We start from the raw sequence: 21,878 nt of genomic DNA, 5'->3' as shown, positions 1-21,878 counted from the left end.
CCCGGACCGGAAACCGCCCGGCGGCACGCTTTCCCGACATGACAGACGGTGCACGGTCGGCGACTCCGCCGGGGCTGACGCCCCGGGAAGTGGCGACGCACTGCCCGTACTGCGCCCTGCAGTGCGGGATGACGCTGCGCGCTGACGACGCCGGGGTGACGGTCCACCCGCGCCAGTTCCCCACCAACCGGGGCGGGCTCTGCCAGAAGGGTTGGACCGCCGCCGAACTGCTCGACCACCCGGAGCGGCTGACCACCCCGCTGGTGCGCGACCCGGCCACCGGCGAACTGCACAGGGCGAGCTGGGACACGGCGCTCGACCGGGTGGTCGCCGGCATCCGCGCCGTCCAGGACGACGGCGGTCGGGACGCGGTCGCCGTCTTCGGCGGCGGTGGCCTGACCAACGAGAAGGCGTACGCGTTGGGAAAGTTCGCCCGGATCGGGCTGCGCACCCGGCACATCGACTACAACGGACGGTTCTGCATGTCCTCGGCGGCGGCCGCCGGGATGCGGGCCTTCGGCATCGACCGCGGGCTGCCGTTCCCTCTCGCCGACCTGGGCCGGGCCGACACCCTGCTGCTGGTCGGCGCGAACCCGGCGGAGACCATGCCGCCGCTGGTGCGCTGGCTGACCGAGCAGCGCCGCAACGGCGGAAAACTGATCGTCATCGACCCCCGGGTCACCGCCACCGCCCGCCAGGCCGACCTGCACCTGCAACCGCTGCCCGGCACCGACCTCGCGGTGGCCAACGCGCTGCTGCACATCGCCCTCACCGAGGGTTGGGTCGACCGGGCCTACGTGGCCGACCGCACCACCGGATTCGACGCGGTCCGCCGAGGTGTCGCCGCCTGGTGGCCGGCCCGTGCGGAACAGCTCTCCGGGGTGCCGGTGGCCGATTTGGAGGCGACCGCCCGTGCGCTGGGCACCGGCGGTCGAGTGATCATCCTGACCGCGCGCGGCGCCGAGCAGCACGCCAAGGGGGTCGACACCGTCACCGCGTACGTCAATCTCGCCCTGGCCCTCGGTCTGCCCGGCCGCGACGGTTCGGGGTACGGCTGCCTCACCGGCCAGGGCAACGGCCAGGGCGGGCGGGAGCACGGGCAGAAGGCCGACCAGCTCCCCGGCTACCGGCGGATCGACGACCCGGCGGCCCGGGAGCACGTGGCAGGGGTCTGGGGCGTGCCGGCCGACGAACTGCCCGGCCCGGGAGTACCCGCCTACAAACTGCTCGACTCGCTCGGCACGCCGGGCGGCCCGCGCGCGTTGCTGGTGTTCGGGTCGAACCCGGTGGTCTCCGCACCCCGGGCGGCCCGGATCGAGGGCCGGCTGCGCGACCTCGATCTGTTGGTCGTCGCGGACCTCCTGCTCTCCGAGACGGCCGCGCTGGCGGACGTGGTGCTGCCCACCGCGCAGTGGGCCGAGGAGGACGGCACCATGACCAACCTGGAAGGTCGGGTGCTGCGTCGGCGCGCGCTACGGCCGCCCCCGCCGGGCGTCCGGACCGACCTCGCCATCATCTCCGACCTGGCGGCGCGACTGGCCGACACCGAGTCGACGGACGCCGACCCGGCCGACGCCAACCCGGCCAGCGTGCGACCGGCCGCCGTCGCGGCGGCTCGGTTCCGGGCCGACCCGGCTGTCGTCTTCGCCGAGCTGCGCCGCGCCTCCGCCGGTGGGGCCGCCGACTACGCCGGTATCAGCTGGGACCGGATCGACGCCGACGACGGGGTCTACTGGCCCTGCCCGACGGAGGACGGGCCGGACACGCCCCGACTCTTCGCCGACCGGTTCGCCACCCCGGACGGCCGGGCCCGCTTCCACCCCGTCGACCATCGGCCGGCCGCCGAGGAGGTCTGCGCCACGTACCCGTTGCACTTCACCACCGGTCGGGTGCTGGCGCAGTACCAGTCGGGCACCCAGACCCGACGGGTCGCCGCGCTGCGCCGCGCCGCCCCGGAGGCGTTCGTCGAACTGCACCCCGACCTGGCCACCCGGCTGGGCATCGACGACGGCGACCCGGTGCGGGTCACCTCGCGCCGAGGTGAGTTCCGCGCGCCGGCCCGGCTCAGCACCGGGATCCGACCCGACACCGTCTTCGCCCCGTTCCACTACGCGGGGGCGGGACGCGCCAACTCGGTGACCAACGACGCGGTGGACCCGATCTCCGGGATGCCCGAGTTCAAGATCTGCGCGGTCCGGGTGGAGAAGGCATGACCGCCCGGGTGGTCATCGTCGGCAACGGAATGGCGGGCGCGCGCCTCGCCGGTGAGCTGCACGCCCGGGAGGGAGACCGGAAGGTCACAGTGCTCGGGGCCGAGCCGCACCGCGCGTACAACCGGATCCTGCTCTCCACACTGCTGGCCGGCCGGATCGACGAGCCGGACGTGGAGCTGACCGAAGCCGCCGGGCACGGCGTCGACCTGCGCAGCGGCGTACCGGTGACCGTCGTCGACCGGTCCGCCCGGGAGGTCCGCACCGGCGACGGCGAACGCATCGGATACGACCACCTGGTGCTCGCCACCGGCTCCCGTGCGGTGGTGCCGTCACTGCCCGGCCTCGACCCGGCGAACCTGCCGGAGCGGGTGGTCCCCTTCCGGACCCTGAACGACTGCCGACGGATCCTCGCCGCGGCGGACGGCGCCCGCAGCGCGCTGGTGCTCGGCGGCGGGCTGCTCGGTCTGGAGGCCGCCCGAGGGCTGGCCACCCGAGGGCTGGCCACCACAGTGGTGCACCCGAGAGAGCACCTGATGGAACGGCAACTGGACCCGACGGCCGGCGCGGTGCTCGCGGGCACGCTCGCCGGTTTCGGCGTCACCGTCCAACTGGGGGTGTCGGCGACCGGCGTGGCCGCGGACGCCAGCGGTGTCCGCCTCGACCTGGCCGACGGCCGATCGCTGCGCGCCGACCTGCTGGTGCTCTCCTGCGGCGTACGCCCGGACACCGCCCTCGCACAGGCCGCCGGCCTGACCGTGCGGCGCGGCGTGGTGGTGGACGACCGGCTGCGCACCAGCGACCGGTCCATCTCGGCGATCGGCGACTGCGCCGAGCACGACGGCGTGCTCACCGGGCTGGTCGCGCCCGCCTGGGCCCAGGCCCAGGTGCTCGCGGACGTGCTGACCGGGACGGACCCACTGGCCCGGTACCGGCCCCGGCCGGTGGTGACCCGGCTGAAGGCCGCCGGGATCGACCTCGCGTCGATGGGTGACGCGGCCAGTGGCGGGCCGGGCGAGGAGTTGACCTTCGCCGACCCGACCCGGGGCACGTATGCCCGGTTGCGGATCCGGGACGAGCGGCTGATCGGCGCGATCCTGCTCGGCGACAACCCGGCGGTCGGCACGGTGATCCAACTCTTCGACCGTGGTCAGCCGGTGCCGAGTGACCGCCGGGCGCTGCTGCTCGGCCGGGCACTCGGCGCGGCCGGCGCGACCCCGGCCGCCTCACCGGCGCTGATGCCGGACGCGGCCACTGTCTGCCAGTGCAACACGGTGAGCAAGGGCGCACTCGTCAGAAGCTGGCGCTCCGGTGCCCGGACGGTCGATGCGGTGGTGGCCGCGACCCGGGCCGGCACCGGATGCGGCGGATGCCGGGACGCGGTGAGCGGCATCGTCGACTGGCTCAGCCAGGCGGAATCGGTGGAGGTGACGCGATGAGCGGCGGCAACCTGGTCGTCATCGGCAACGGCATGGTCGGGCAGCGTTTCGTGGACGCGCTGCGCGCCCGAGACCCACAGGGCAACTGGCGGGTGACAGTGCTGGCCGAGGAGGGGCGCCCGGCGTACGACCGGGTGCGGCTCTCGGCGTACTTCGACGGGGTGGGTGAGAGCGAACTCAACCTGCACACCCCGCACGACGGGGTGCGGCTGCGACTCGGCGAGCCGGCGACCGCCGTCGACCGGGACCGACAGGTGGTGACCACCGCCGTCGGCGAATACCGCTACGACGCGCTGGTGCTGGCCACCGGGTCGTACGCGTTCGTACCGCCGGTGGCCGGCACGGAACTGCCCGGGGTCTTCGTCTACCGGACCCTGGACGACCTGGCGGCGATCCGGGCGTACGCGCGGGGCCGGCGGGTCGGCGCGGTGATCGGTGGCGGCCTGCTCGGTCTGGAGGCCGCGAATGCCCTGCGACTGCTCGGCCTGAGCACCGACGTGGTCGAGTTCGCGCCCCGGTTGATGCCGGTGCAGGTGGACCAGGCCGGCGGCGCGATGCTCCGCCGCTACGTCGACGAGTTGGGCGTACGGACCCATCTCGGGGTGGCGACCACAGCGATCCGTCCCGGCCCGGACGGCGGCGTCGCGGCCCTGGAACTCTCCGACGGCACCGCCCTCGACGCCGAACTGGTGGTGGTGGCCGCCGGCATCCGGCCCCGGGACCAGTTGGCCCGGGACGCCGGTCTGCCGTTGGGCCCGCGCGGCGGGGTGCTGGTCGACGCGACCTGTCGTACCGCCGACGAGCGGATCTGGGCCGTCGGAGAGTGCGCGGCGGTCGACGGCACCTGCCACGGTCTGGTCGCGCCGGGGTACGCGACGGCCGAGGTGGTGGCCGATCGGCTGGTCGGCGGCGCGGCGACCTTCCCCGGCGCGGACACCGCCACCAAACTCAAGCTGCTCGGCGTCGACGTGGCCTCGTTCGGCGACGCCCACGGCACGACCGAGGGCTGCCTCGACGTCACGTTCACCGACCCGGCCACCCGGGTCTACGCGAAGCTGGTCCTCTCCGACGACGCGCACACCCTGCTCGGCGGGGTGCTGGTCGGCGACGCCAGCGCGTACCCGACGCTGCGGGCCAGTGTGGGCGGCCCGCTGCCGGCCGCGCCGCTGGCGCTGCTCGCCCCCGACGGCGGCGGGGCGGACGCCGGGGCGCTGCCCGCCGCCGCGCAGGTCTGCTCCTGCAACGCGGTGACCCGGGGCGACGTGGACGCCGCCATCGCCGACGGTTGCGCGGACGTGCCGGCGTTGAAGGCGTGCACCCGGGCCGGCACCAGCTGCGGTTCCTGCGTGCCGATGCTGAAGCAGCTCCTGGACGCGGCCGGGGTGGTGCAGTCCAACGCGCTCTGCGAGCACTTCGACGTCAGCCGGCGGGAGCTGTTCGAGATCGTCCGCGTCCGCGGCATCCGCACCTTCTCCCGGCTGGTCGCCGAGCACGGTCGGGGCCGCGGCTGCGACATCTGCAAGCCGGTGGTGGCGTCCATCCTCGCCTCGCTGGGCAGCGGACACGTGCTCGACGGCGAACAGGCGTCGTTGCAGGACACCAACGACCACTTCCTGGCCAACCTTCAACGCGACGGCAGCTACTCGGTGGTGCCCCGGATCCCGGGCGGCGAGATCACCCCGGAGAAGCTGATCGTGATCGGCGAGGTCGCCCGGGACTTCCAGCTCTACACGAAGATCACCGGTGGGCAGCGGATCGACCTGTTCGGTGCGCGCGTGGAGCAGCTGCCGCAGATCTGGCGGCGGCTGGTCGACGCCGGCTTCGAGTCCGGGCACGCGTACGGCAAGGCGCTGCGCACTGTGAAGTCGTGCGTGGGCGAAACCTGGTGCCGGTACGGGGTGCAGGACTCGGTGGGGCTGGCCGTCGCGCTGGAGCTGCGCTATCGCGGGCTGCGTGCCCCGCACAAGCTCAAGTCGGCGGTCTCCGGTTGCGCTCGGGAGTGCGCGGAGGCGCGCAGCAAGGACTTCGGCATCATCGCCACCGAGACCGGCTGGAATCTCTACGTCGGCGGCAACGGTGGTTTCCGGCCCCGGCACGCCGACCTGTTCGCCACTGATTTGTCCACGGACGCGCTGATCAGGCTGATCGACAGGTTCCTGATCTATTACATTCGCACCGCCGACCGACTGCAACGCACCGCCGGCTGGATCGAGGCCATGGACGGCGGTCTGGACCACCTGCGCTCGGTGATCGTGGACGACTCGCTCGGGCTCTGCGAGGACCTCGACGCCGCGATGGCCCGGCACGTGTCGTCGTACTCCGACGAGTGGCGCGACGTCCTGGACGACCCGGATCGGCTGCGCCGCTATACCTCCTTCGTCAACGCCCCCGACGTACCCGACCCGTCGATCACCTTCACCCGTGAACGCGGTCAGCCGGTCCCCGTACGCGACCAGTCCCCGACCGGATCCGAGCCGACAAACGGTCACCGTCGGCAACCGGTCACCCTCGGCCTACCGGAGGTACGGCGATGACCCAGACCCTCACGCTGACCTGGACCACCGTCTGCCTGCTCGACCGGTTGGAACCGGACCGGGGCGTCGCCGCCCTGGTCGACGGGGTGCAGATCGCCCTCTTCCGGACCGCCGACGAGTTGTTCGCGATCGACAACCGCGACCCGGTCTCCGGGGCGTACGTGCTATCCCGGGGCATCGTCGGCAGCCGTGGCGGAGTGCCGACGGTCGCCTCACCGCTGCACAAGCAGGTGTACGACCTGCGCAGCGGGCACTGCCTCGACCTGCCCGGGGTGGCCGTGGCCCGACACGACGCACGTTGCCGCAACGGGCTGGTCGAGGTGCGGCTGCGACAGGAGGGTTGATGCGGGAAGAACTGGCGGGCTTCACCATCGGGGTGACCGCCGACCGGCGGCGCGACGAGTTGGCCGCGCTGCTCGAACGACGGGGCGCCCGGGTGGTTCTCGCCCCGGCGCTGCGAATCGTGCCGCTGTCCGACGACACTGAACTGCGCGAGGCGACCCGCGCCTGCCTCGACCAGCCGCCGGACATCCTGATGGCCAACACCGGCATCGGCATGCGCGGCTGGTTGGAGGCGGCCGAGGGCTGGGGGCTGGCCGAGCCGCTGCGCTCCGTGCTGGCCAGCTCGTACGTGGTGGCGCGCGGCCCGAAGGCACGCGGCGCGATCCGGGCGGCCGGGCTGCACGACCAGTGGTCGCCCGCCTCGGAGAGCTGCGACGAGGTGGTCGACCACCTGCGGCGGCGCGGTGTGGCCGGGCAGGTGATCGCCATGCAGCTGCACGGCGAGCGGCAGCCCGAGTGCACGCTCGCGCTGGAGGCGGCGGGCGCCACTGTCATCGAGGTGCCGGTCTACCGCTGGGCGCCGCCGACCGACCCGGCGCCGCTGCACCGGCTGATCGACCTGATCGCCGGCCGACTGGTGGACGCGGTGACGTTCACCTCGGCGCCGGCGGCCGAGGCGTTGCTGCGGGCCGCCGGTGACCGCACCGACGCGGTGTTGTCCGCGTTGCGCGGCGACGTGCTGGCCAGCTGCGTCGGCGCGGTGACCGCCGAGCCGCTGCTGCGGCACGGGGTGCCCGTGAGCGCGCCCGGTCGGGCCCGGCTGGGCGCGCTGGTGCGGACCATCGTCGACGAGCTGCCCCGCCGGACCGTGACGTTCAAGGCCGGCGGGCATCTGCTCACGTTGCGCGGGCACGCCGCGGTGATCGACGGCGAGCTGCGGCCCCTCGCGCCCGCGCCGATGGCGGTGCTGCGGGCGCTGGCCCAGTCGCCGGGTCGGGTGCTGTCCCGTACGGCGTTGCTGCGGACGCTGCCCCGGGGCGCGGACGAGCACGCAGTGGAGATGGCCGTCGCCCGGCTACGGGCGGGCCTGCGCGCGCCTCGCGTGGTGCAGACAGTGGTGAAGCGCGGCTACCGGCTCCGGGTCGACTGACCGTGTCACGGCCGGCAGTCGTACGCCGGCCGTGACACGACGGTTCAGCCGACCGGCGTCGGGAAGCCCCGCCCGTGCTCGGACTGGAGCCGGAGCATGGCGTGCTCGACCACAGTCACCAGCACCTGCTTTACCGAGTCCCGCTGCCGGGCGTCGGTCATCACCAGCGGCACCTGCGGCGAGATGGCCAGCGCTTCGCGGACCTCCTCGGCCTCGTACTGCGGGGCGCCGTCGAACTTGTTCAGCGCCACCACGTACGGCAGGTTGCGGTTCTCGAAGTAGTCCAGCGGGGCGAACGCGTCGGTGATCCGGCGGGTGTCCACCAGCACGGCGGCACCCACCGCCCCCCGGATGATCTCGTCCCACATGAACCAGAACCGAGTCTGACCCGGTGTACCGAAGAGGTACAGGATCAGGTCCTGGGCCATGGTGATCCGGCCGAAGTCCATGGCGACCGTGGTGGTCTCCTTGCCCGGCACCTTGGACGGATCGTCGATGCCGACACCCGCCGCGGTCATCAACGCCTCGGTGGTCAGCGGTGTGATCTCGGAGATCGCCCCGACCAGTGTCGTCTTACCGACGCCGAAGCCGCCCGCGACGACGATCTTCGCGGAGACGATTCCCCGGCCCGGCCGCCCCCCTGCGGGGTCATAGCCTGCGAAGTCCACTTAGCACCCTTCCAAGCAGTTCCATCCGCTCCTCGAACCCCTCGGCGGGAGCAGCAGTGTGTAACGTCAGCAGGCTCTCGGCCACCATGTCGGCGACCAATACCCGGGCGACGCCCAGCGGCATCCGGGTATACGCGGCGATCTCCGCCAGCGACTGTGCTCGGCCCTCACAGACCGTGGCGATGCGGTGCTTGTCGTGCCCGGCGAAGCGGGACTCGGCGAGCTGGGTAAGAGAGGCGGTGAGGACGGCCTCGAGGGCGATGTCCTGCCGCGGCTCGGTACGACCACGGGTGACCGCGTACGGACGCACCAGCGCGCCACGTGGGTCAGTGCGTCGTTGGTCCATTCCCGATCACCTCCTCGTCCCCTGTTGAGCCGGACTGTGCCGCCTCTCGTCCCTGGTCCGGCGCTCGGAACGAGCGCCGCCTTCCGGTGCTAAGAGCGCACCGCGTCGCGCGGCAGCGGCACCAGCGCGGCACCCACCCGCTCGACCAGCAGCGCCATCTCGTAGCCCACCTGGCCCACGTCGCAGCTGCGCGCGGCCAGCACGGCCATCGAGGAGCCGTCGCTGATCGACATCAGGAAGAGATACCCGCTGTCCATCTCGATGACTGTCTGCAACACCCCGCCCGCGCTGAACATCCGGGCCGCGCCCTCGGTCAGGCTCACCACCCCGGAGGTGATCGCTGCGAGCTGATCCGCCCGGTCCCCCGGCAGATCCCGGGAGGACGCGAGCAGCAGCCCGTCGGCGGACACCGCCACCACGTGGGCGATACCCGCCACGCTGTCGGCGAAGTTGGTGAGCAGCCAACCCATGTCCTGCATGGCAGCTGGCCTGTTCATCGGCTCTCCTTGGTCGAGGTGCTGTTCAGGTCCGTTCCGGCCGTCCGACCGCGCTGCACACCGCGGTGGTAGGCCGACAGCAGACCACGTACTTCATCCGGGGTCCGCCGGCTGCGGTCCCGGCCGCTCTTCGGTTCGATGCCACCCGGCACGAGCTGTTGCTGCGGCACCCGCTTGGGCAGTCCGGAGCGGGTGGTCCCGGCGGGAGCCGGCTCGGCAGCCCGGCTGGCCCGGGACCAGCCTTCGTCCGCCGCCGTACGCCATGCCCCCGGGTCGGGGGCGGGGGCGGGGGCGGGTGCTGGGGCGGGGGCGGGTGCGGCCGGAGCCGTCCGACCGGCCGGGGGCGGGGCGTACGTCGGCGGCGCCGACGGCCGTGCCCCGAACCCGTCCATGGTGGCGCCGAGGCCGTCGGCGCCCGGGGTGGCAGTCCCGTCGGTGCCGGAGCTGCCCGGGGTACGGGTCGGCAGTTTCGGTCGGGCCGGCGACGCGGCCGGCACCGACCCGGCGCTCGGCTGGCCGCCGTTGCCGGTACGCAGGCCAAGGTCGGCCGCAGCGGTGGTGGCGGGCGCGGGCGGCTCGTCGAAGTTGGGCCGGGTGAAGATCGCTGTGGCGTCGTCGCCGTGCGACCGGAACCAGACCGCCTCCATCTCCCGGAAGATCGGAGCCTCGGCCGGGAAGTCGGGACGGGTGCTGACCGGTGCGGCGGGCACCGACGGAACAGCCGGCGGTGCCACAGCTCCCGGCCCGGCGACCGGCCCGACCGGGAGGCCCTGGGCGCCACGCCCGTCCGCGGTGTCCGCGGCCTCCGGGGTGGAGCCACGCCGAGGCAGCGGGTCGATGGTCGGGTAGGCAACGGTCGGGCTGCCCAGCGAGGCGCCCGCGCCGTTGCTGTAGGCCGGCTGGGCCGGCGGGAGCGGGGCGGCAGGTGCCGGGGCGGCAGGTGCCGGTGGCATGGTCGAGCGCGGGCCGGTGTAGCCACCCGCCTGCACGGCCGGGCTGGTGTCCCGCGAGTCCAGCGGCGACTGCCACTGGGCGGGTGTCGGCGTGCTGGTCCGCCACTGGTCGGGCAGCGTCGCCGCCGACGTCGCGGCACCGGCGAACTGCTCGGCGTGACCGGCCGAGGTGAGCGGCGCCTGCTCCACGGCCATCGGCTGACGCGGCCGGGTGAGCACCTGCTCGCGGCCCCGGTTGCTGGGCAGCACCACTGTGGCGGCCGGCAACGTCACCTGGGCGACGGTGCCGCCCTCGACGTTGCGGCGCAACTCCACCCGGATGCCGTAGCGGGAGGCGAGCCGACTCACCACGGCCAGACCCATCAGTCGGAACGCGGCGACGTCCACGCTCGGCGGGGCCGCCAGACGCCGGTTGAGCGAGTCGAGCTGGTCGTCGGTGAGGCCGAGCCCGCGGTCCTCGATCTGGATCAGCACGTAGTCGCGGATCCGGCGACCGTCGGCGACCACAGTGGTGTTCGGCGGCGAGAACCGGGTGGCGTTGTCGAGCAGCTCGGCGACCAGGCGTACCACGTCGTTGACCGCGTGCGCGGCCACCGAGATGTCGGTGTCCACGGTGCCGAACTCGATGCGGTTGTACAGCTCAACCTCGGACTGGGCGGCGCGCAGCACGTCCACCACCAGCGCGTTGTCATGACGCGGTGCGGCGGAGTCGGCGCCGGCCAGGACGAGCAGGTTCTCGTCGTTGCGGCGCATTCGGGTGGCCAGGTGGTCCAGTTCGAAGAGCTGCGCGAGCCGCTTCGGGTCCTCCTCGCCGCGCTCGATCGCGTCCAGCTCGCCGATCATCCGGTCGACCAGGGTCTGACTGCGGCGGGCCAGGTTGAGGAACATCGCCGAGACGCTGGTACGCAGTGCCGCCTGCTCGGCGGCGACCCGCACCGCCTCCCGGTGTACGACGTTGAAGGCCAGCGCCACCTGACCGACCTCGTCGCGGGTGTTGAGCTGGATGGGGTCCCGGACCTGGCGGACGATCTCGTCCACCCCGCCGTCACCCACGCTGCCCATGTTCTGCAGCCGCTGCACGGCGTCGGGCAGGTCGTGGTTGGCCACCGAGAGGGCGCCCTCACGCAGCCGGCGCAGCGAGTGGTTGAGCGAGCGGGCCAGCACCACGGCCAGCGACACGGCGATGATCAGGGTCAGCAGCACCAGGATCGACTCGACCACGGCCTGCCGGATGACGTCCGAGCGGGCCTGGTCGGCCTGCTGGAGCAGTCGGTCCTGTAGTTGGATCTCGGCCCAGCGCATCAGGTCGTTCACGGCGCCGATGGCCGCGGTGGCGTCCTGCGCGGTGACCAGGGGGCGCTGCCCGACCGAGCGGGTGATGTCGGTGGCCACCCGGTCGGCCAGCCCGACCGCGTCGCCGGAGACGGTGCTGTCGACCAGCGCGCGCTGCACCGGGTCGGCGGCCAGCGAGAAGGCGACCAGGGCCTCCTGCTGGCCGGTCAACGTTGCCACGAAGGAGGAGAACTGCTCCGAGTCGAGCTGGCCGGCCGTCAGCGCGGTGAAGGCGACGGCCTCTTCCTCAGCGACGGAAGCCTTGGCGCGGGCGAAGGCGGCGACCGCGCGCCGGCTGTCCGACAGGCTCTCGTCGCCGGGCAGCTGGGCCAGGCCGTCACCGTACGACACCAGGTCGGTGAGGATGACTCCGTAGCGGAGCACCGCCTCGGCGACGGCCATCTGCCGGCGGTCCAGCACCTCCTGACGGGTGCTGTCCAGGGTGGCCAGGTGGTCGTCGATGGCGGCCAGCCGGTCCCGCAGGGCGGTCGGCACGTCGCCGATCCGGCCCCGCTCGGCGCGGTACTCGTCCACCTGCTGCTGCGTCTGGCGGACCCGCAGGTTGTACGCGTCGGCCGGCTGCTGCGGAGCGGCCAGGTAGGCGGCCGCTGCCATCCGTTCGGCCTGGAGGTCCTGGGTGAGGGCGCTGACGTCGACGGAGAGGGCCGTCAGTGACCGGGCCCGGGTGGCGTCGAACGCGCCCTCGCCGACGGAGATCAGGCGGACCGTGGCCAGCGCGATCACCGCCGCCACCGGGACGACAAGAATCAACGCCAACTTGGACCGGATCCGGGCGTCACGCAGTCTCGGCATCCGTCGGCGCGCACGCCGACCGCTATCGCCGAGCGCGGGCAGGGTCGTCGGTCCGGTGCTCACGACATCGCCTCCGTCGTTTCTTCCCCGCCTGAGCCGCCGAGCCATGCCGTAAGCGGAGGGGACCACGCGCGGCACGGCCGCGATTTCATCAGAGATGATCGTGTTTGGGAAGCCGCAGTGAGGTAGGAAACGGTCGGACGGAGCGCATCCCGTGATCCGGGCAACTGATACCTTCATTTCCGCAAGCCCCTGAACAGGGCATGTAACTCCAGAGTGGTCACGCGTGTATGCAAAGTGAGCTTTTGCAAACATTGCGTTACCCCAGCATGTGGGATGGCCGTCCCGAAAATGCTGCCGGGGTCCGCGCTTGACCACAGCGCCGGCCATTGGCAAGGTTTTGCAGGCTTCGCGCACACCGTACGGCAGAGGAGATCCCGTCCTCCACTGAGGACGGATTAGCGGCGGTGACCGGGCAGCGCCCGCGCCCGCACCTGGAGGACTGAGTTGAGCCCCATCCGCTCCGCGACCATCGCGGCGCTCGCATCGGCCGTAGTGGCCACCACGCTCACCGGCTGCCAGTTTGGCGAGGCGGAGAAGGACACGAGCCCCATCGTGATCGCCGCCGATCTCGAACTCTCCGGCGCCGCAGCCACGGTTGGCCGGACATACCAGCGAGCCCTCGAACTCAAGGTCGAGCAGTTGAACTCCTCCGGAGCACTGAACGGCCGGAAGATCGACCTGAAGGTGAAGGACAACCGTTCCGACTCGGCCGAGTCACTTCGCAACATCGTCGACTTCAGCAGCGATTCGAAGGTCAGCGCCATCATCATGGGCGGCTGCAACGAATGCGCGGTCGGAGCGGTCGGGACCATCAACGAGAAGCGGATTCCCACCATTGCGCTAGCCGCTTCCGGCGCGATCGCCGCGCCGGCCGCCGAACGGCGCTACGTGTTCAAGCTGGGCCCTAACGCCCCGGACAGTGCGGCCGCACTGACCACCGAACTGCGCCGCAACAACATCCGTAAGGTGGGGATGCTGGTCAGCGACGACGACTACGGCCAGGAGGGCGCGACCGCGCTCAAGAACGAGCTGGACAAGGTCAAGATCACGCTTCGACAGCAGCGGATCAAGACCACCGACACCGACGTCAGCCAGCAGGTCCAGCAGCTCGCGTCGGGCAAGCCCGACGCGATGGTCTTCTGGACCCCGCCGGAGCAGGCGACACTGGCCGCCACCAGCGTCCAGCAGACCACCTTCCGTGGGTCGATCTACTTCGACGCGGGAGCGGCCGGGGACCTCTTCCTCGGCGCGGCGGCCAAGGCGACCGAGAAGGCCACGCTGATCTTCACGCAGACCATGGTGATCGACGACGTGATCGCGACCACGCCGGCCAAGGCAGCGCGGCGGCAGTGGTTCCAGGACTACACGGCACGCTTCGGTGGCTACAACGGTTCCTCGTCGTTCGCCGCGGACGCCGTCCAATTGATCGCCGACGCCGAACTGCGCGCCGGTGGCGAGATCGGCAAGGTGGACCGCAACGGCATCCGGGACGTGCTGGAGACGTCCCAGATGGACGGCCTCTCCGGCCCGATCCGCATGACGCCGGACAACCACAGCGGCCTGATGCCGCAGGCACTCACCACGCTGGTCGCCCGCAACGGTCGCTGGCGGTTGGCGGGGTAAACGCTCGGGCCTGTCATCCGGCGGATTCGTCGGGGTGCCGGGTGGGGGGTGTGGCCGACCGTGCCCGGCTCCGGGCGGTCAGGCTTGATCCCTCCGCCGGGCACGGTCGGCCACACCCTTTGCGCCGGCAGCGTCGATGAAAGGGCCGGCCTCCTGAATGGGGGCCGGCCCTTCGCGTTTCTTGTGATTGATCTCTTCTGTTGGTCAGCGGCTGCTGGTGGTTTCTCGTACCCAGGGGAGGGCGAACCGCTCGATCAGCAGGAGCGCCGAGTAGAGCAGGATGCTCACCAGCGCCACCAGCATGATCGCCGCCCAGGCAGTGGCGGCGTCTCCGATGCCGGCGTACTGCGTAATGAGGTAACCGAGGCCGCTCTCGCCGGCCTGGAACTCACCGATCACCGCGCCGATCGCGGCCAGTGGCATGGCCACCTTGAGCCCGACGAAGATCTGCGGCAGCGCGGCCGGGAAGCGCACCTTGCGGAACGCCTGCCAGCGGGAGGCGTTCCAGGAACGCACCAGTTCGGCCAGGTCGGCCGGCGTGGTGGTCAGCCCGGTCGCGGTGGAGAGCACGATCGGGAAGAAGCAGAGCAGGAACACCATGGTCAGGATCGGCTTCTGGCCCCAGCCGAGCGCCACCACCAGCAGCGGGCCCAGCGTGATCTTCGGCACCGCGTTCACAGCGACCAGCAGCGGCGTGAACATCCGCTCCACAGTGCGGGAACTGGCCAGAGAGAGCCCGATCAGCACACCGGCGGCCACCGACAGGGCGAACCCGGTCAGGATCTCCAGCGTGGTGTCCCAGGTGTGTTCCAGCATCTGGGCGGGCTTCTCGACGAACGCGCTGAACACGTCGCCGGGTGGCGGCAGGGCGACAGGGTGTACCAGTTCCAGTCGGGCGATCAACCACCACGCCGCCAGCGCGACCAGGATGCCGACCGCGGGCAGCACCGCCTCGGCCCCGGCCCGCAGGCCGGCACCTCGACCCGTGCGCCCCGCCTCGGGGCCGGCACTCGGGGGCGCGGGTTCCGCCACCGCCGGATCCGCTGACCGGACGTCGGTCATCTCTGTCCTCCTCGAAATCCCACGGCCCGCCGGGGGCCGACGAGCGACGGGGGTACGCCCCACCGGGATCGGCGGGACGTACCCCCTGATGACGACCGGACGATCAGGCCTTCGGCGCGAGGCTGAAGTCGATGATCTGCTCGGGGGTGATGTTCTGCTTCAGCGCGCCGGCGCCCTGCAGAATGGCGATGCTCTTGGCGACCCGACCGCTGTCCAGGGTGCCGATCGCGGTGCCGGTGTTGCCGGAACGGACGTACGCGGCCATCAGCTCCAGCTCGGCGGCGGCGGCGACCGGGTTGGCGGTCTCGACGTTCTTCTTCAGGATCTCGCCGGCCTCCTTGGAGTTGGCCAGGCTGTACTCCAGGCCCTTGAGCAGCGCCGCGGTGAACCGCTTCACCATCTCGGGCTTCTCCTTGGCGGTCTTCGAGGAGGTGATCAGCACGTTGCCGTAGAGGTCCTGCATCACGTTGCTGTACGGCAGCATGACGGCCTTCTTCTTGGCCACCGCCTCGATGGTCGGCTGACCGACGACGAACTGGCCGATGCCGTCCACCTGGCCGGTGGCCAGCGTGCTGATCAGGTTCTGCGCCTCACCGTTGACCCAGGTCACCTTGGTCGCGTCCACACCGGCGAGCCGGGCGTACGTCGGGAAGAGGTTGCGAACCACGGACCCGGGGGTGTCGGCGAGCTTCTTGCCCTCGAGGTCCTTCGGCGAGCTGATGCTCTTGCCCTCGACGGTGGCGATGCCCGCCATGGTGCGCTGCTGGATCGCGGCCACCGCGGTGAAGTCCTTGGCCTGGCCGTTGCCGAGCTGGAGCAGACCGCCGGTGAGGTCGATCGGGCCGAAGTCGGCCTGGCCGCCGACGACGGTCTGGATCACGCCACCGGTGCCCTGACCAGCCTTGATCTCAACGTCGAAGCCGGCTTCCTTGAAGAAGCCCTTGTCCTTCGCCACCCAGGCGTAGGAGTCACGGCCGAAGTTACCGAACGAGGTGAGGTAGGTCACCTTATCCGGCGTCTTGCTGTCGCCGCCCTTGGCGTCGCCGGCCGAATCCGACCCGCTGCTGCAGGCGGAGACAAGGGCGAGGGCGGTGGCCAGCGCGGCCGTAGCGACCGTACGGGTCAGCCTTCTCATCAGTGCACCATGTCCTTTCCGACCGGGGCCGGCAGGCCACCGGAGGGGGTTGTCGTGACGGGCCGGCGGGAGGGGTGGAAGCCGGGCGCCGCCGTCGTGAGGGGACTCTTCGCGGGCACAGCGTACGAGAAACCCACAGTTGTGACGCCAGGCGTATCGGGTTGCGGAACGGAAACAACCTGACGACGACCCCAGCCGGTGCCATACCTCGACTGGGCGGCTAGCCTTTGTCGGATTCCTGACCGTCGACTCAGCGGAGGTACGCCGGAGATGATCCGACTGTCCGGGGTGTCCCGTACCTTCGAGGGCCGTTCCGGCCGGGTGGAGGCGCTGCGTGGCATCAACCTCGACGTCGCCGAGGGCGAGTTCGTCGCCGTGCTCGGCCGCTCCGGCTGTGGCAAGTCCACGCTGCTGCGGCTGATCGCCGGGTTGCTCCCGCTGAGCGCCGGTGAGATCACCGTCGCCGGCACGCCGATCGCCCGCCCCCGCCAGGACATCGCCATGCTGTTCCAGAAGCCGGCGCTGCTGCCCTGGCGCACCGTGCTGGACAACGTCCTGCTGCCGGTGGAGGTCTTCGGCTGGGGCCGCGCCAAGCACCGGGAGCGGGCCCGGCAACTGCTCGACGTGGCCGGGTTGGCCGGCTTCGAGAAGCGGCTGCCGCACGAGCTCTCCGGCGGTATGCAGCAGCGGGTGTCGCTGTGCCGGTCGTTGATCGGTGAGCCCCGGGTGATGCTGATGGACGAGCCGTTCTCCGCGCTGGACGCGCTCACCCGCGAGGAACTTTCCGGCGAACTCCAGCGGGTGCACATGGAGAACAAGCCGACAATCGTCTTCGTCACCCACTCGATCGACGAGGCGGTGCTGCTCGCCGACCGGGTGGTCGTGCTGAGCCCCCGCCCCGGCCGGATCCGCAAGGTCGTCGACGTGACCATCCCCCGGCCCCGCACCCTGGGCCGCAACGCCCACCTGGCCGACGTCGCCCAGGTCAGCGCCGACCTGCACGAACTGCTGATGGAACGCGAGCAGCCGGCCACCGCCGGCGCGGAAGGACACTGACCATGCGGGTGTCGGTCTTCACCGAGCCGAACCGTGGCGCCAGCTACGACACCCAGCTCCGGTTCGCCCGGCTGGTCGAGGCCTGCGGCTACGAGGGCTTCCTCCGCGCCGACCACTACCAGTCGATGGGCGCCGACCCGGGCCTGCCCGGCCCCACGGACGCCTGGCTGACCCTCGCCGCGCTGGCCCGGGAAACCGAGCGGATCCGACTCGGCACCCTGGTGACGTCGGCCACGTTCCGTCTGCCCGGCCCCCTCGCCGTGATGGTCGCGCAGGTCGACCAGATGAGCGGCGGCCGAGTCGACCTGGGCATCGGCGCCGGCTGGTACGAGCGCGAGCACACCTCGTACGGCATCCCGTTCCCGGCGGTCGGCGAGCGCTTCGACCGGTTGGCCGAGCAGCTTGAGGTGATCACCGGGTTGTGGGGAACCCCGTCCGGCGAGACCTACAGCTTCACCGGCGACCACTACCGGCTGGTGAACGCGCCCGCCCTGCCCAAGCCGGTGCAGGTGCCCGGCCCACCGATCATCGTGGGCGGGCGCGGCCCCAAGCGCACCCCTGAACTGGCCGCTCGGTACGCAGACGAGTTCAACATGCCGTTCAAGTCCGTGGCGGCCACCGCCGAGGCGTACGACCGGGTGCGCGAGGCGTGTGAGCGCACCGGACGGACGGAGTCCGGGCGAGACCCGCTGGTGCTCTCCGCCGGGCTCGTCGTCGCCATCGGCCGGACCGACGCGGAGGCCCAGCGCCGGGCCGCACCCCTGCACGAGAAGAGCGCGCTGCCACCGGAGGACCCGGTGGTCGGCTCCCCCGCGCAGCTCGCGCAGCGGATCGGTGAGTTCGCCGCGATCGGCACCACCCGGGTTCACCTACGCCTGATCGACTTCGATGATCTCGACCACCTTGAGCTGATCGCCGCCGAGGTGCTGCCCCAACTGGACGGAGCACGATGACCGACGTGATCGACGGAACCGAACTCGGACCGGTGGGTCAGGAGGTCGTGTACGAGAACGACCGGGTCCGGGTCTGGCACATCCGCCTCGAACCGGGCGAGCGGCAGCCGCTGCACCGGCACGACCACCCCTACCTGGTGGTGGCGATCGAGGGCGCCAAGAACGTCGTACAGACCATCGACGGCACCCGGATCGACGCCGACGAGCCCACCGGCGGAGTGGTCTACCGGGACCCGGGCGCGGTGCACATGCTGACCAATGTCGGGGATACGACTTACCTGGCCCGGCTGGTCGAACTCAAGTAGACCCGCCGATTGCCACCGGCGTGCCGCGCGGCGCGCCGGTGGCAATCGGGTGTACCGGGTGCGTAACGTGCCGGACATGGCCTTTCGGACCTGGGGCAGACTGCTGCTCACGGCGCTCGGGGTGAGCGTGCTGGCCGGAGCCGGCCAGCTCGGCGTCGCGTACGGTTTCGGCATCGTCCGCCTGACCGGCGCATTCACCGGTACGACCGTCAACCAGTGGCCGGCCCAGCTCGTCTGGGTGGGCTGGTTCGCCGCGAACGCAGCCGTTGCCGGCGCCGTCCTGACCGGACGTCTCGCGCGCCGCGACACTCCGGCGGTCGGCACCGGCCGGCAGTTGGCGGTCGGTGGCGCTGCAGCGCTCGGCGCCACAGTCATCGCCCCGCTCTGCATGCAGCCCGCCCGCGCCGCGGAGCTGATCTCCGTTGACCCGGTCTGGGCGGTGGGCATCTGCGCCATGGTCGGTGCGGTGATCGGGGCGGGGGCCGCGATCGCCGTCCTGCTCCGGCCCGAGCTGGGCTGGAACATGGCGGCCGTGGCCGGCGCGGTCTGGCTGCTGGCGCTGATCTCCGTCCTACCGTCGCTCGGCGCTGTCGGCCCACTGCCGACCGTACGGCTCGGCGTACTGGAGCCGAGCTGGCTCGACGACGCCGCAGCACAGCGGCTGGCGCTGCTCCTGCTGCCCATCGTGGCGCTGCTGGCCGGCGCGGCGACCGCCGGGCTGGCTCGCTGGCGGGGCCAGGCGCCACTGGTCAGCGGAGCCACCGGGGTGGCCGGTCCGGTGCTGGTGGCGTTCGCCTACCTGACCGCCGGTCCGGGCGACGCTGTGGACCGCTATCAGGCCGCCCCCTACTACGGCTCGTTGATCGCGATCCTCGCCGGAGCACTCGGCGCGGCCGCCGCCGCGCTGCTGCGCTGGCCGACGGGCACCCGTGCGGCCGATCCGCAGGCCATCGAGCCCACCGCCATCCTGCGCCCACTGCCCGCCGGCCCGGCGCTGCCCGGCGCGGCGAACGACCGGGACAGCGCCGAGCGCACCGACACGGAGACGACAAACGCCGAGCTGGCCACCGCGCAGCCTGGCGGCGTCGTTGCGGGTCCGTGGGCGGCGGGCGACCCCGATTCCGTACGCACCGTCCCGGCCCACTGGGACTGGCCGGAGACCACGGCGAGCGGACAGCACGGTCCGGCTCCCGCCACTGCTTCTCCTGCCGCCCCGACTCAGCCCGCGGCCTGGGTGACCGCGCCGACCGGTGAGTTCAGCGCCGCAGGGCAGACGCTGCCGCGCCACGATGATGTCCCGGCCACGACCGAGCCCTCGGCCAGCACCGACGTCAGCAAGGTCACCGACGCCTCCGCGATTGGCACCACGGCCGGACGCGTCGACGCCGCGACCCCGACGGGCGGCCGAGCGGCCGACGAGCTGACCGGCAGCGCGGCAACGGGCCGGGGCGGCAGCATCGCGACGGGCACGAGCGGCAGCTCGGCGACCAGTGGCGGGCCGACCGATGGGCGCACCACCCGCAGGTCCACCGCCACCCCGAGCAGCACGGGTGCACCCGGTTCCGGCACGACCAGCGCGGCCGCGACCAGCGCTCCGACCAGCTCGGACGCGCCCAGCCCCGCGACCGGCAGCACCGCCCGGACCAGCGCGGCCGCGATCCGGGAGGCCCGGAGCAGCGCAGCAGCGACCAGCACGGGCAGCGGCACCGAGGCGACCAGCACGGTCCCGACTGGCACGGACGCTCCCAGTCCCGCCGCCACCGGCACGAGCAGCACGGGCACGAGCAGCACGGGCACGAGCAGCACGGGCACGAGCAGCACGGGCACGGCCGACCAGGACACGCCCGAGGCGCCGCCGACGATCAAGCCGCGACGCAGCCGTAAGCCGAAGGCCAACCCGGACGCCACCGCCTCCGACGTGGCTGACGACACATCCCCTGCCGCTCCGGCAACCGCCAGCGAGACGACCACCAACGAGACGACCACCGACGCGACGCCCGCCCGCGAGACGACCACCGGCCGTGCCACGAAGGGCACCCGGCCGGGCAGGTCCGCCGACAGCACCGGCTCCGACGCGGCCACCGACACTCCGGCGCCCAGCCGGGGAAGCCTGGGCGAGCGGTCGAGCTCGACCTCCGAGGTCCTCTCGGCTGCTGCCGCCGGCACGGCAGCGGCAGCCCGGACCACCGCTACCGGTGCGAAGCGAGCACCGGCCACCCCCGTTACCGGGTCGAAGCAAAAGCCGGCCGCCTCGACGACCGCCGCAGACGGCGCGACGCAGGTGCCAACCAACCCGGAGTCCCCGACCACGGCAACCGACGCCACACACATCCCGACCACCGCCACCACCGCGACGCCAGCACCCACCACCGCAGCCGACGCGACGCCAGCAGCGGCGGTGCCAACCACCGCCGGCCAGGTTGGTGCGGAAGCCACAGCGCGCGTCCCGAAGGCCGACACGGGCAGCAAGGCAGCACCGGCGGACGCGACAAGCGATTCTGCAATCGCCGGGGCTCGTGGCACCGACAGCGCGCGGCCCGCCGCCGAGGACGTTCCCACCGCCGGGTTGTTCGGGGCCACCGCCGCCAGTGACCCGGACGCGGACCGGTGGACGCCAGCGCCTTCGGCCTGGCCGGTCACCCCGACATGGACGGTGCCACCGCAGGCCTCCGAGCCGGAGGCAACGGAATCTGAGGGGCCCAGCAATCCCGACGAGCCGACCGGGCCGACCGGGCCGATGCCCAGGCCCCGCCATCGGGCACCGTTGCCGGACCTGAGCCGGGCCGGCACCTGGAACGCATTCGACACCTCTCGGCGCCGCGGGTCGGCGGGATCGCAGGACAGCTCGACGGCACGCACAGCGCCGACCGATGCCAGCGATACCGCCACTCCGACCGAACACCCGGCTCCGACGGAGTTCCCGAGCACGCTGGGCGCGCCCTCCGGTTCCGCCACCACCACCAACGCCACCAACGCCACCACCGACAGCGCCACCACCGACAGCGCCACCGGCACCGGCACCGGCACCGGCACCGGCGATCTGACGCCTGCTGACGCCGCGTCGGCAACGTCGACGCCGCCGAAGGTGGCGGAGCAGCCCTCCCGGCGAGGGCGGCTCGGCGGGCTGTTCCGCCGCAACCGGTCCCGCGCCGACGAGGAGAGCCCGAAGACGTCGGACGCCGCCGAGCCGCTGGCGACCCAGGACGAGGAGTTCGTCGACTGGGTCGCCGGTCTGAGCAAGCCGGTGTCGGACAATGAGCCCGAGCAGGAGAACGGCCGCCGATCGTTGCGCTCCACCGGTCGACACCACCGCGACTGACCCACCACCCGGCGTTCAGGCACCGACCGATCGCCGCTTGATCGACTCGGGTTCATTGAAGCCGGGCTGTCCCGAGCTTCCGGACACCCCGAGATCAATGAACCCGAGTCGATCACCCCGCGACGCCAGACGGACGCC

At 72.2% G+C, this 21,878-nt stretch carries 16 protein-coding genes; 10 read left to right on the top strand and 6 right to left on the bottom strand.

Translation table 11 applies throughout. From position 1 onward, the window contains the following. Positions 1 to 38 precede the first annotated feature (38 nt). The 5 genes from ACLJOK_RS29375 to ACLJOK_RS29355 are packed head-to-tail and all read left to right on the top strand — an operon-like array spanning position 39 to position 7,615. Positions 39 to 2,213 (top strand): molybdopterin oxidoreductase family protein, encoded by a 2,175-nt coding sequence (locus tag ACLJOK_RS29375; RefSeq protein ID WP_410821792.1) that lies wholly within the window; start codon positions 39 to 41, stop codon positions 2,211 to 2,213. Then, positions 2,210 to 3,649, top strand: a complete 1,440-nt coding sequence (locus ACLJOK_RS29370) for an FAD-dependent oxidoreductase (protein ID WP_410821791.1) — start codon at positions 2,210 to 2,212, stop codon at positions 3,647 to 3,649. Before ACLJOK_RS29375 ends, ACLJOK_RS29370 begins: the two co-directional genes overlap by 4 nt. Continuing rightward, entirely contained in the window at positions 3,646 to 6,183 is a 2,538-nt protein-coding gene (gene nirB, locus ACLJOK_RS29365; RefSeq protein ID WP_410821790.1) for a nitrite reductase large subunit NirB, read from the top strand. Before ACLJOK_RS29370 ends, nirB begins: the two co-directional genes overlap by 4 nt. Further along, complete coding sequence (nirD, locus tag ACLJOK_RS29360) at positions 6,180 to 6,527, top strand: nitrite reductase small subunit NirD (protein WP_091402335.1); 348 nt, start codon at positions 6,180 to 6,182, stop codon at positions 6,525 to 6,527. The genes nirB and nirD overlap by 4 nt, the downstream gene beginning before the upstream one ends. Beyond that, on the top strand, positions 6,527 to 7,615 hold the full coding sequence (locus ACLJOK_RS29355) for a uroporphyrinogen-III synthase (RefSeq protein WP_327033960.1): 1,089 nt from the start codon (positions 6,527 to 6,529) through the stop codon (positions 7,613 to 7,615). Before nirD ends, ACLJOK_RS29355 begins: the two co-directional genes overlap by 1 nt. Positions 7,616 to 7,659: 44 nt before the next feature. Here ACLJOK_RS29355 and ACLJOK_RS29350 read toward each other — a convergent pair whose 3' ends face one another. The 4 genes from ACLJOK_RS29350 to ACLJOK_RS29335 all read right to left on the bottom strand — a co-directional run bounded on the left by ACLJOK_RS29350 (position 7,660) and on the right by ACLJOK_RS29335 (position 12,287). Further along, positions 7,660 to 8,283: a GTP-binding protein gene (locus ACLJOK_RS29350; protein ID WP_030329978.1), complete on the bottom strand. Its 624-nt coding sequence runs from the start codon at positions 8,281 to 8,283 to the stop codon at positions 7,660 to 7,662. Next, positions 8,264 to 8,629, bottom strand: a complete 366-nt coding sequence (locus tag ACLJOK_RS29345; protein ID WP_410821789.1) for a DUF742 domain-containing protein — start codon at positions 8,627 to 8,629, stop codon at positions 8,264 to 8,266. Before ACLJOK_RS29345 ends, ACLJOK_RS29350 begins: the two co-directional genes overlap by 20 nt. An 89-nt stretch (positions 8,630 to 8,718) precedes the next feature. Then, the gene (locus ACLJOK_RS29340) at positions 8,719 to 9,126 is read right to left on the bottom strand and encodes a roadblock/LC7 domain-containing protein (RefSeq protein WP_007465177.1); all 408 of its coding nucleotides are present in this window, start codon (positions 9,124 to 9,126) and stop codon (positions 8,719 to 8,721) included. Next, on the bottom strand, positions 9,123 to 12,287 hold the full coding sequence (locus tag ACLJOK_RS29335; protein WP_410821788.1) for a nitrate- and nitrite sensing domain-containing protein: 3,165 nt from the start codon (positions 12,285 to 12,287) through the stop codon (positions 9,123 to 9,125). The genes ACLJOK_RS29340 and ACLJOK_RS29335 overlap by 4 nt, the downstream gene beginning before the upstream one ends. Before the next feature lie 444 nt (positions 12,288 to 12,731). On the opposite strand from ACLJOK_RS29335, the gene ACLJOK_RS29330 reads away from it, so the two are divergent. Next, complete coding sequence (locus ACLJOK_RS29330) at positions 12,732 to 13,910, top strand: ABC transporter substrate-binding protein (protein ID WP_410821787.1); 1,179 nt, start codon at positions 12,732 to 12,734, stop codon at positions 13,908 to 13,910. Between the two features lie 204 nt (positions 13,911 to 14,114). Here ACLJOK_RS29330 and ACLJOK_RS29325 read toward each other — a convergent pair whose 3' ends face one another. Continuing rightward, positions 14,115 to 14,972: an ABC transporter permease gene (locus tag ACLJOK_RS29325; RefSeq protein WP_410821786.1), complete on the bottom strand. Its 858-nt coding sequence runs from the start codon at positions 14,970 to 14,972 to the stop codon at positions 14,115 to 14,117. Between the two features lie 103 nt (positions 14,973 to 15,075). Then, a complete protein-coding gene (locus tag ACLJOK_RS29320) occupies positions 15,076 to 16,107 on the bottom strand; it encodes an ABC transporter substrate-binding protein (RefSeq protein WP_410821785.1) in 1,032 nt (343 codons plus the stop codon). A gap of 270 nt (positions 16,108 to 16,377) precedes the next feature. On the opposite strand from ACLJOK_RS29320, the gene ACLJOK_RS29315 reads away from it, so the two are divergent. From ACLJOK_RS29315 to ACLJOK_RS29300, 4 genes are all read left to right on the top strand, one after another. Further along, positions 16,378 to 17,163: an ABC transporter ATP-binding protein gene (locus tag ACLJOK_RS29315; RefSeq protein ID WP_410821784.1), complete on the top strand. Its 786-nt coding sequence runs from the start codon at positions 16,378 to 16,380 to the stop codon at positions 17,161 to 17,163. Between the two features lie 2 nt (positions 17,164 to 17,165). Continuing rightward, the gene (locus tag ACLJOK_RS29310; protein ID WP_410821783.1) at positions 17,166 to 18,116 is read left to right on the top strand and encodes an LLM class F420-dependent oxidoreductase; all 951 of its coding nucleotides are present in this window, start codon (positions 17,166 to 17,168) and stop codon (positions 18,114 to 18,116) included. Next, entirely contained in the window at positions 18,113 to 18,421 is a 309-nt protein-coding gene (locus ACLJOK_RS29305) for a cupin (protein ID WP_410821782.1), read from the top strand. The genes ACLJOK_RS29310 and ACLJOK_RS29305 overlap by 4 nt, the downstream gene beginning before the upstream one ends. 76 nt (positions 18,422 to 18,497) lie before the next feature. After that, positions 18,498 to 21,740, top strand: a complete 3,243-nt coding sequence (locus ACLJOK_RS29300; RefSeq protein ID WP_410821781.1) for a hypothetical protein — start codon at positions 18,498 to 18,500, stop codon at positions 21,738 to 21,740. Positions 21,741 to 21,878: the final 138 nt, after the last annotated feature.

It is taken from the genome of Micromonospora sp. 050-3, from assembly GCF_046549335.1.
Classification (GTDB): Bacteria; Actinomycetota; Actinomycetes; order Mycobacteriales; family Micromonosporaceae; genus Micromonospora; species Micromonospora trifolii.
The sequence above is the reverse complement of the archived record's forward strand: the minus strand, read 5'-3'. Positions and strand labels throughout refer to the sequence as shown.

Excerpts from the sequence above, each read along its gene's own strand:
- ACLJOK_RS29375 (WP_410821792.1), top strand. The coding sequence starts at position 39 with ATGACAGACGGTGCACGGTCGGCGACTCCGCCGGGGCTGACGCCCCGG.
- ACLJOK_RS29370 (WP_410821791.1), top strand. The coding sequence starts at position 2,210 with ATGACCGCCCGGGTGGTCATCGTCGGCAACGGAATGGCGGGCGCGCGC.
- nirB (WP_410821790.1), top strand. The coding sequence starts at position 3,646 with ATGAGCGGCGGCAACCTGGTCGTCATCGGCAACGGCATGGTCGGGCAG.
- nirD (WP_091402335.1), top strand. The coding sequence starts at position 6,180 with ATGACCCAGACCCTCACGCTGACCTGGACCACCGTCTGCCTGCTCGAC.
- ACLJOK_RS29355 (WP_327033960.1), top strand. The coding sequence starts at position 6,527 with ATGCGGGAAGAACTGGCGGGCTTCACCATCGGGGTGACCGCCGACCGG.
- ACLJOK_RS29345 (WP_410821789.1), bottom strand. The coding sequence starts at position 8,629 with ATGGACCAACGACGCACTGACCCACGTGGCGCGCTGGTGCGTCCGTAC.
- ACLJOK_RS29340 (WP_007465177.1), bottom strand. The coding sequence starts at position 9,126 with ATGAACAGGCCAGCTGCCATGCAGGACATGGGTTGGCTGCTCACCAAC.
- ACLJOK_RS29325 (WP_410821786.1), bottom strand. The coding sequence starts at position 14,972 with ATGACCGACGTCCGGTCAGCGGATCCGGCGGTGGCGGAACCCGCGCCC.
- ACLJOK_RS29320 (WP_410821785.1), bottom strand. The coding sequence starts at position 16,107 with ATGAGAAGGCTGACCCGTACGGTCGCTACGGCCGCGCTGGCCACCGCC.
- ACLJOK_RS29315 (WP_410821784.1), top strand. The coding sequence starts at position 16,378 with ATGATCCGACTGTCCGGGGTGTCCCGTACCTTCGAGGGCCGTTCCGGC.
- ACLJOK_RS29310 (WP_410821783.1), top strand. The coding sequence starts at position 17,166 with ATGCGGGTGTCGGTCTTCACCGAGCCGAACCGTGGCGCCAGCTACGAC.
- ACLJOK_RS29305 (WP_410821782.1), top strand. The coding sequence starts at position 18,113 with ATGACCGACGTGATCGACGGAACCGAACTCGGACCGGTGGGTCAGGAG.
- ACLJOK_RS29300 (WP_410821781.1), top strand. The coding sequence starts at position 18,498 with ATGGCCTTTCGGACCTGGGGCAGACTGCTGCTCACGGCGCTCGGGGTG.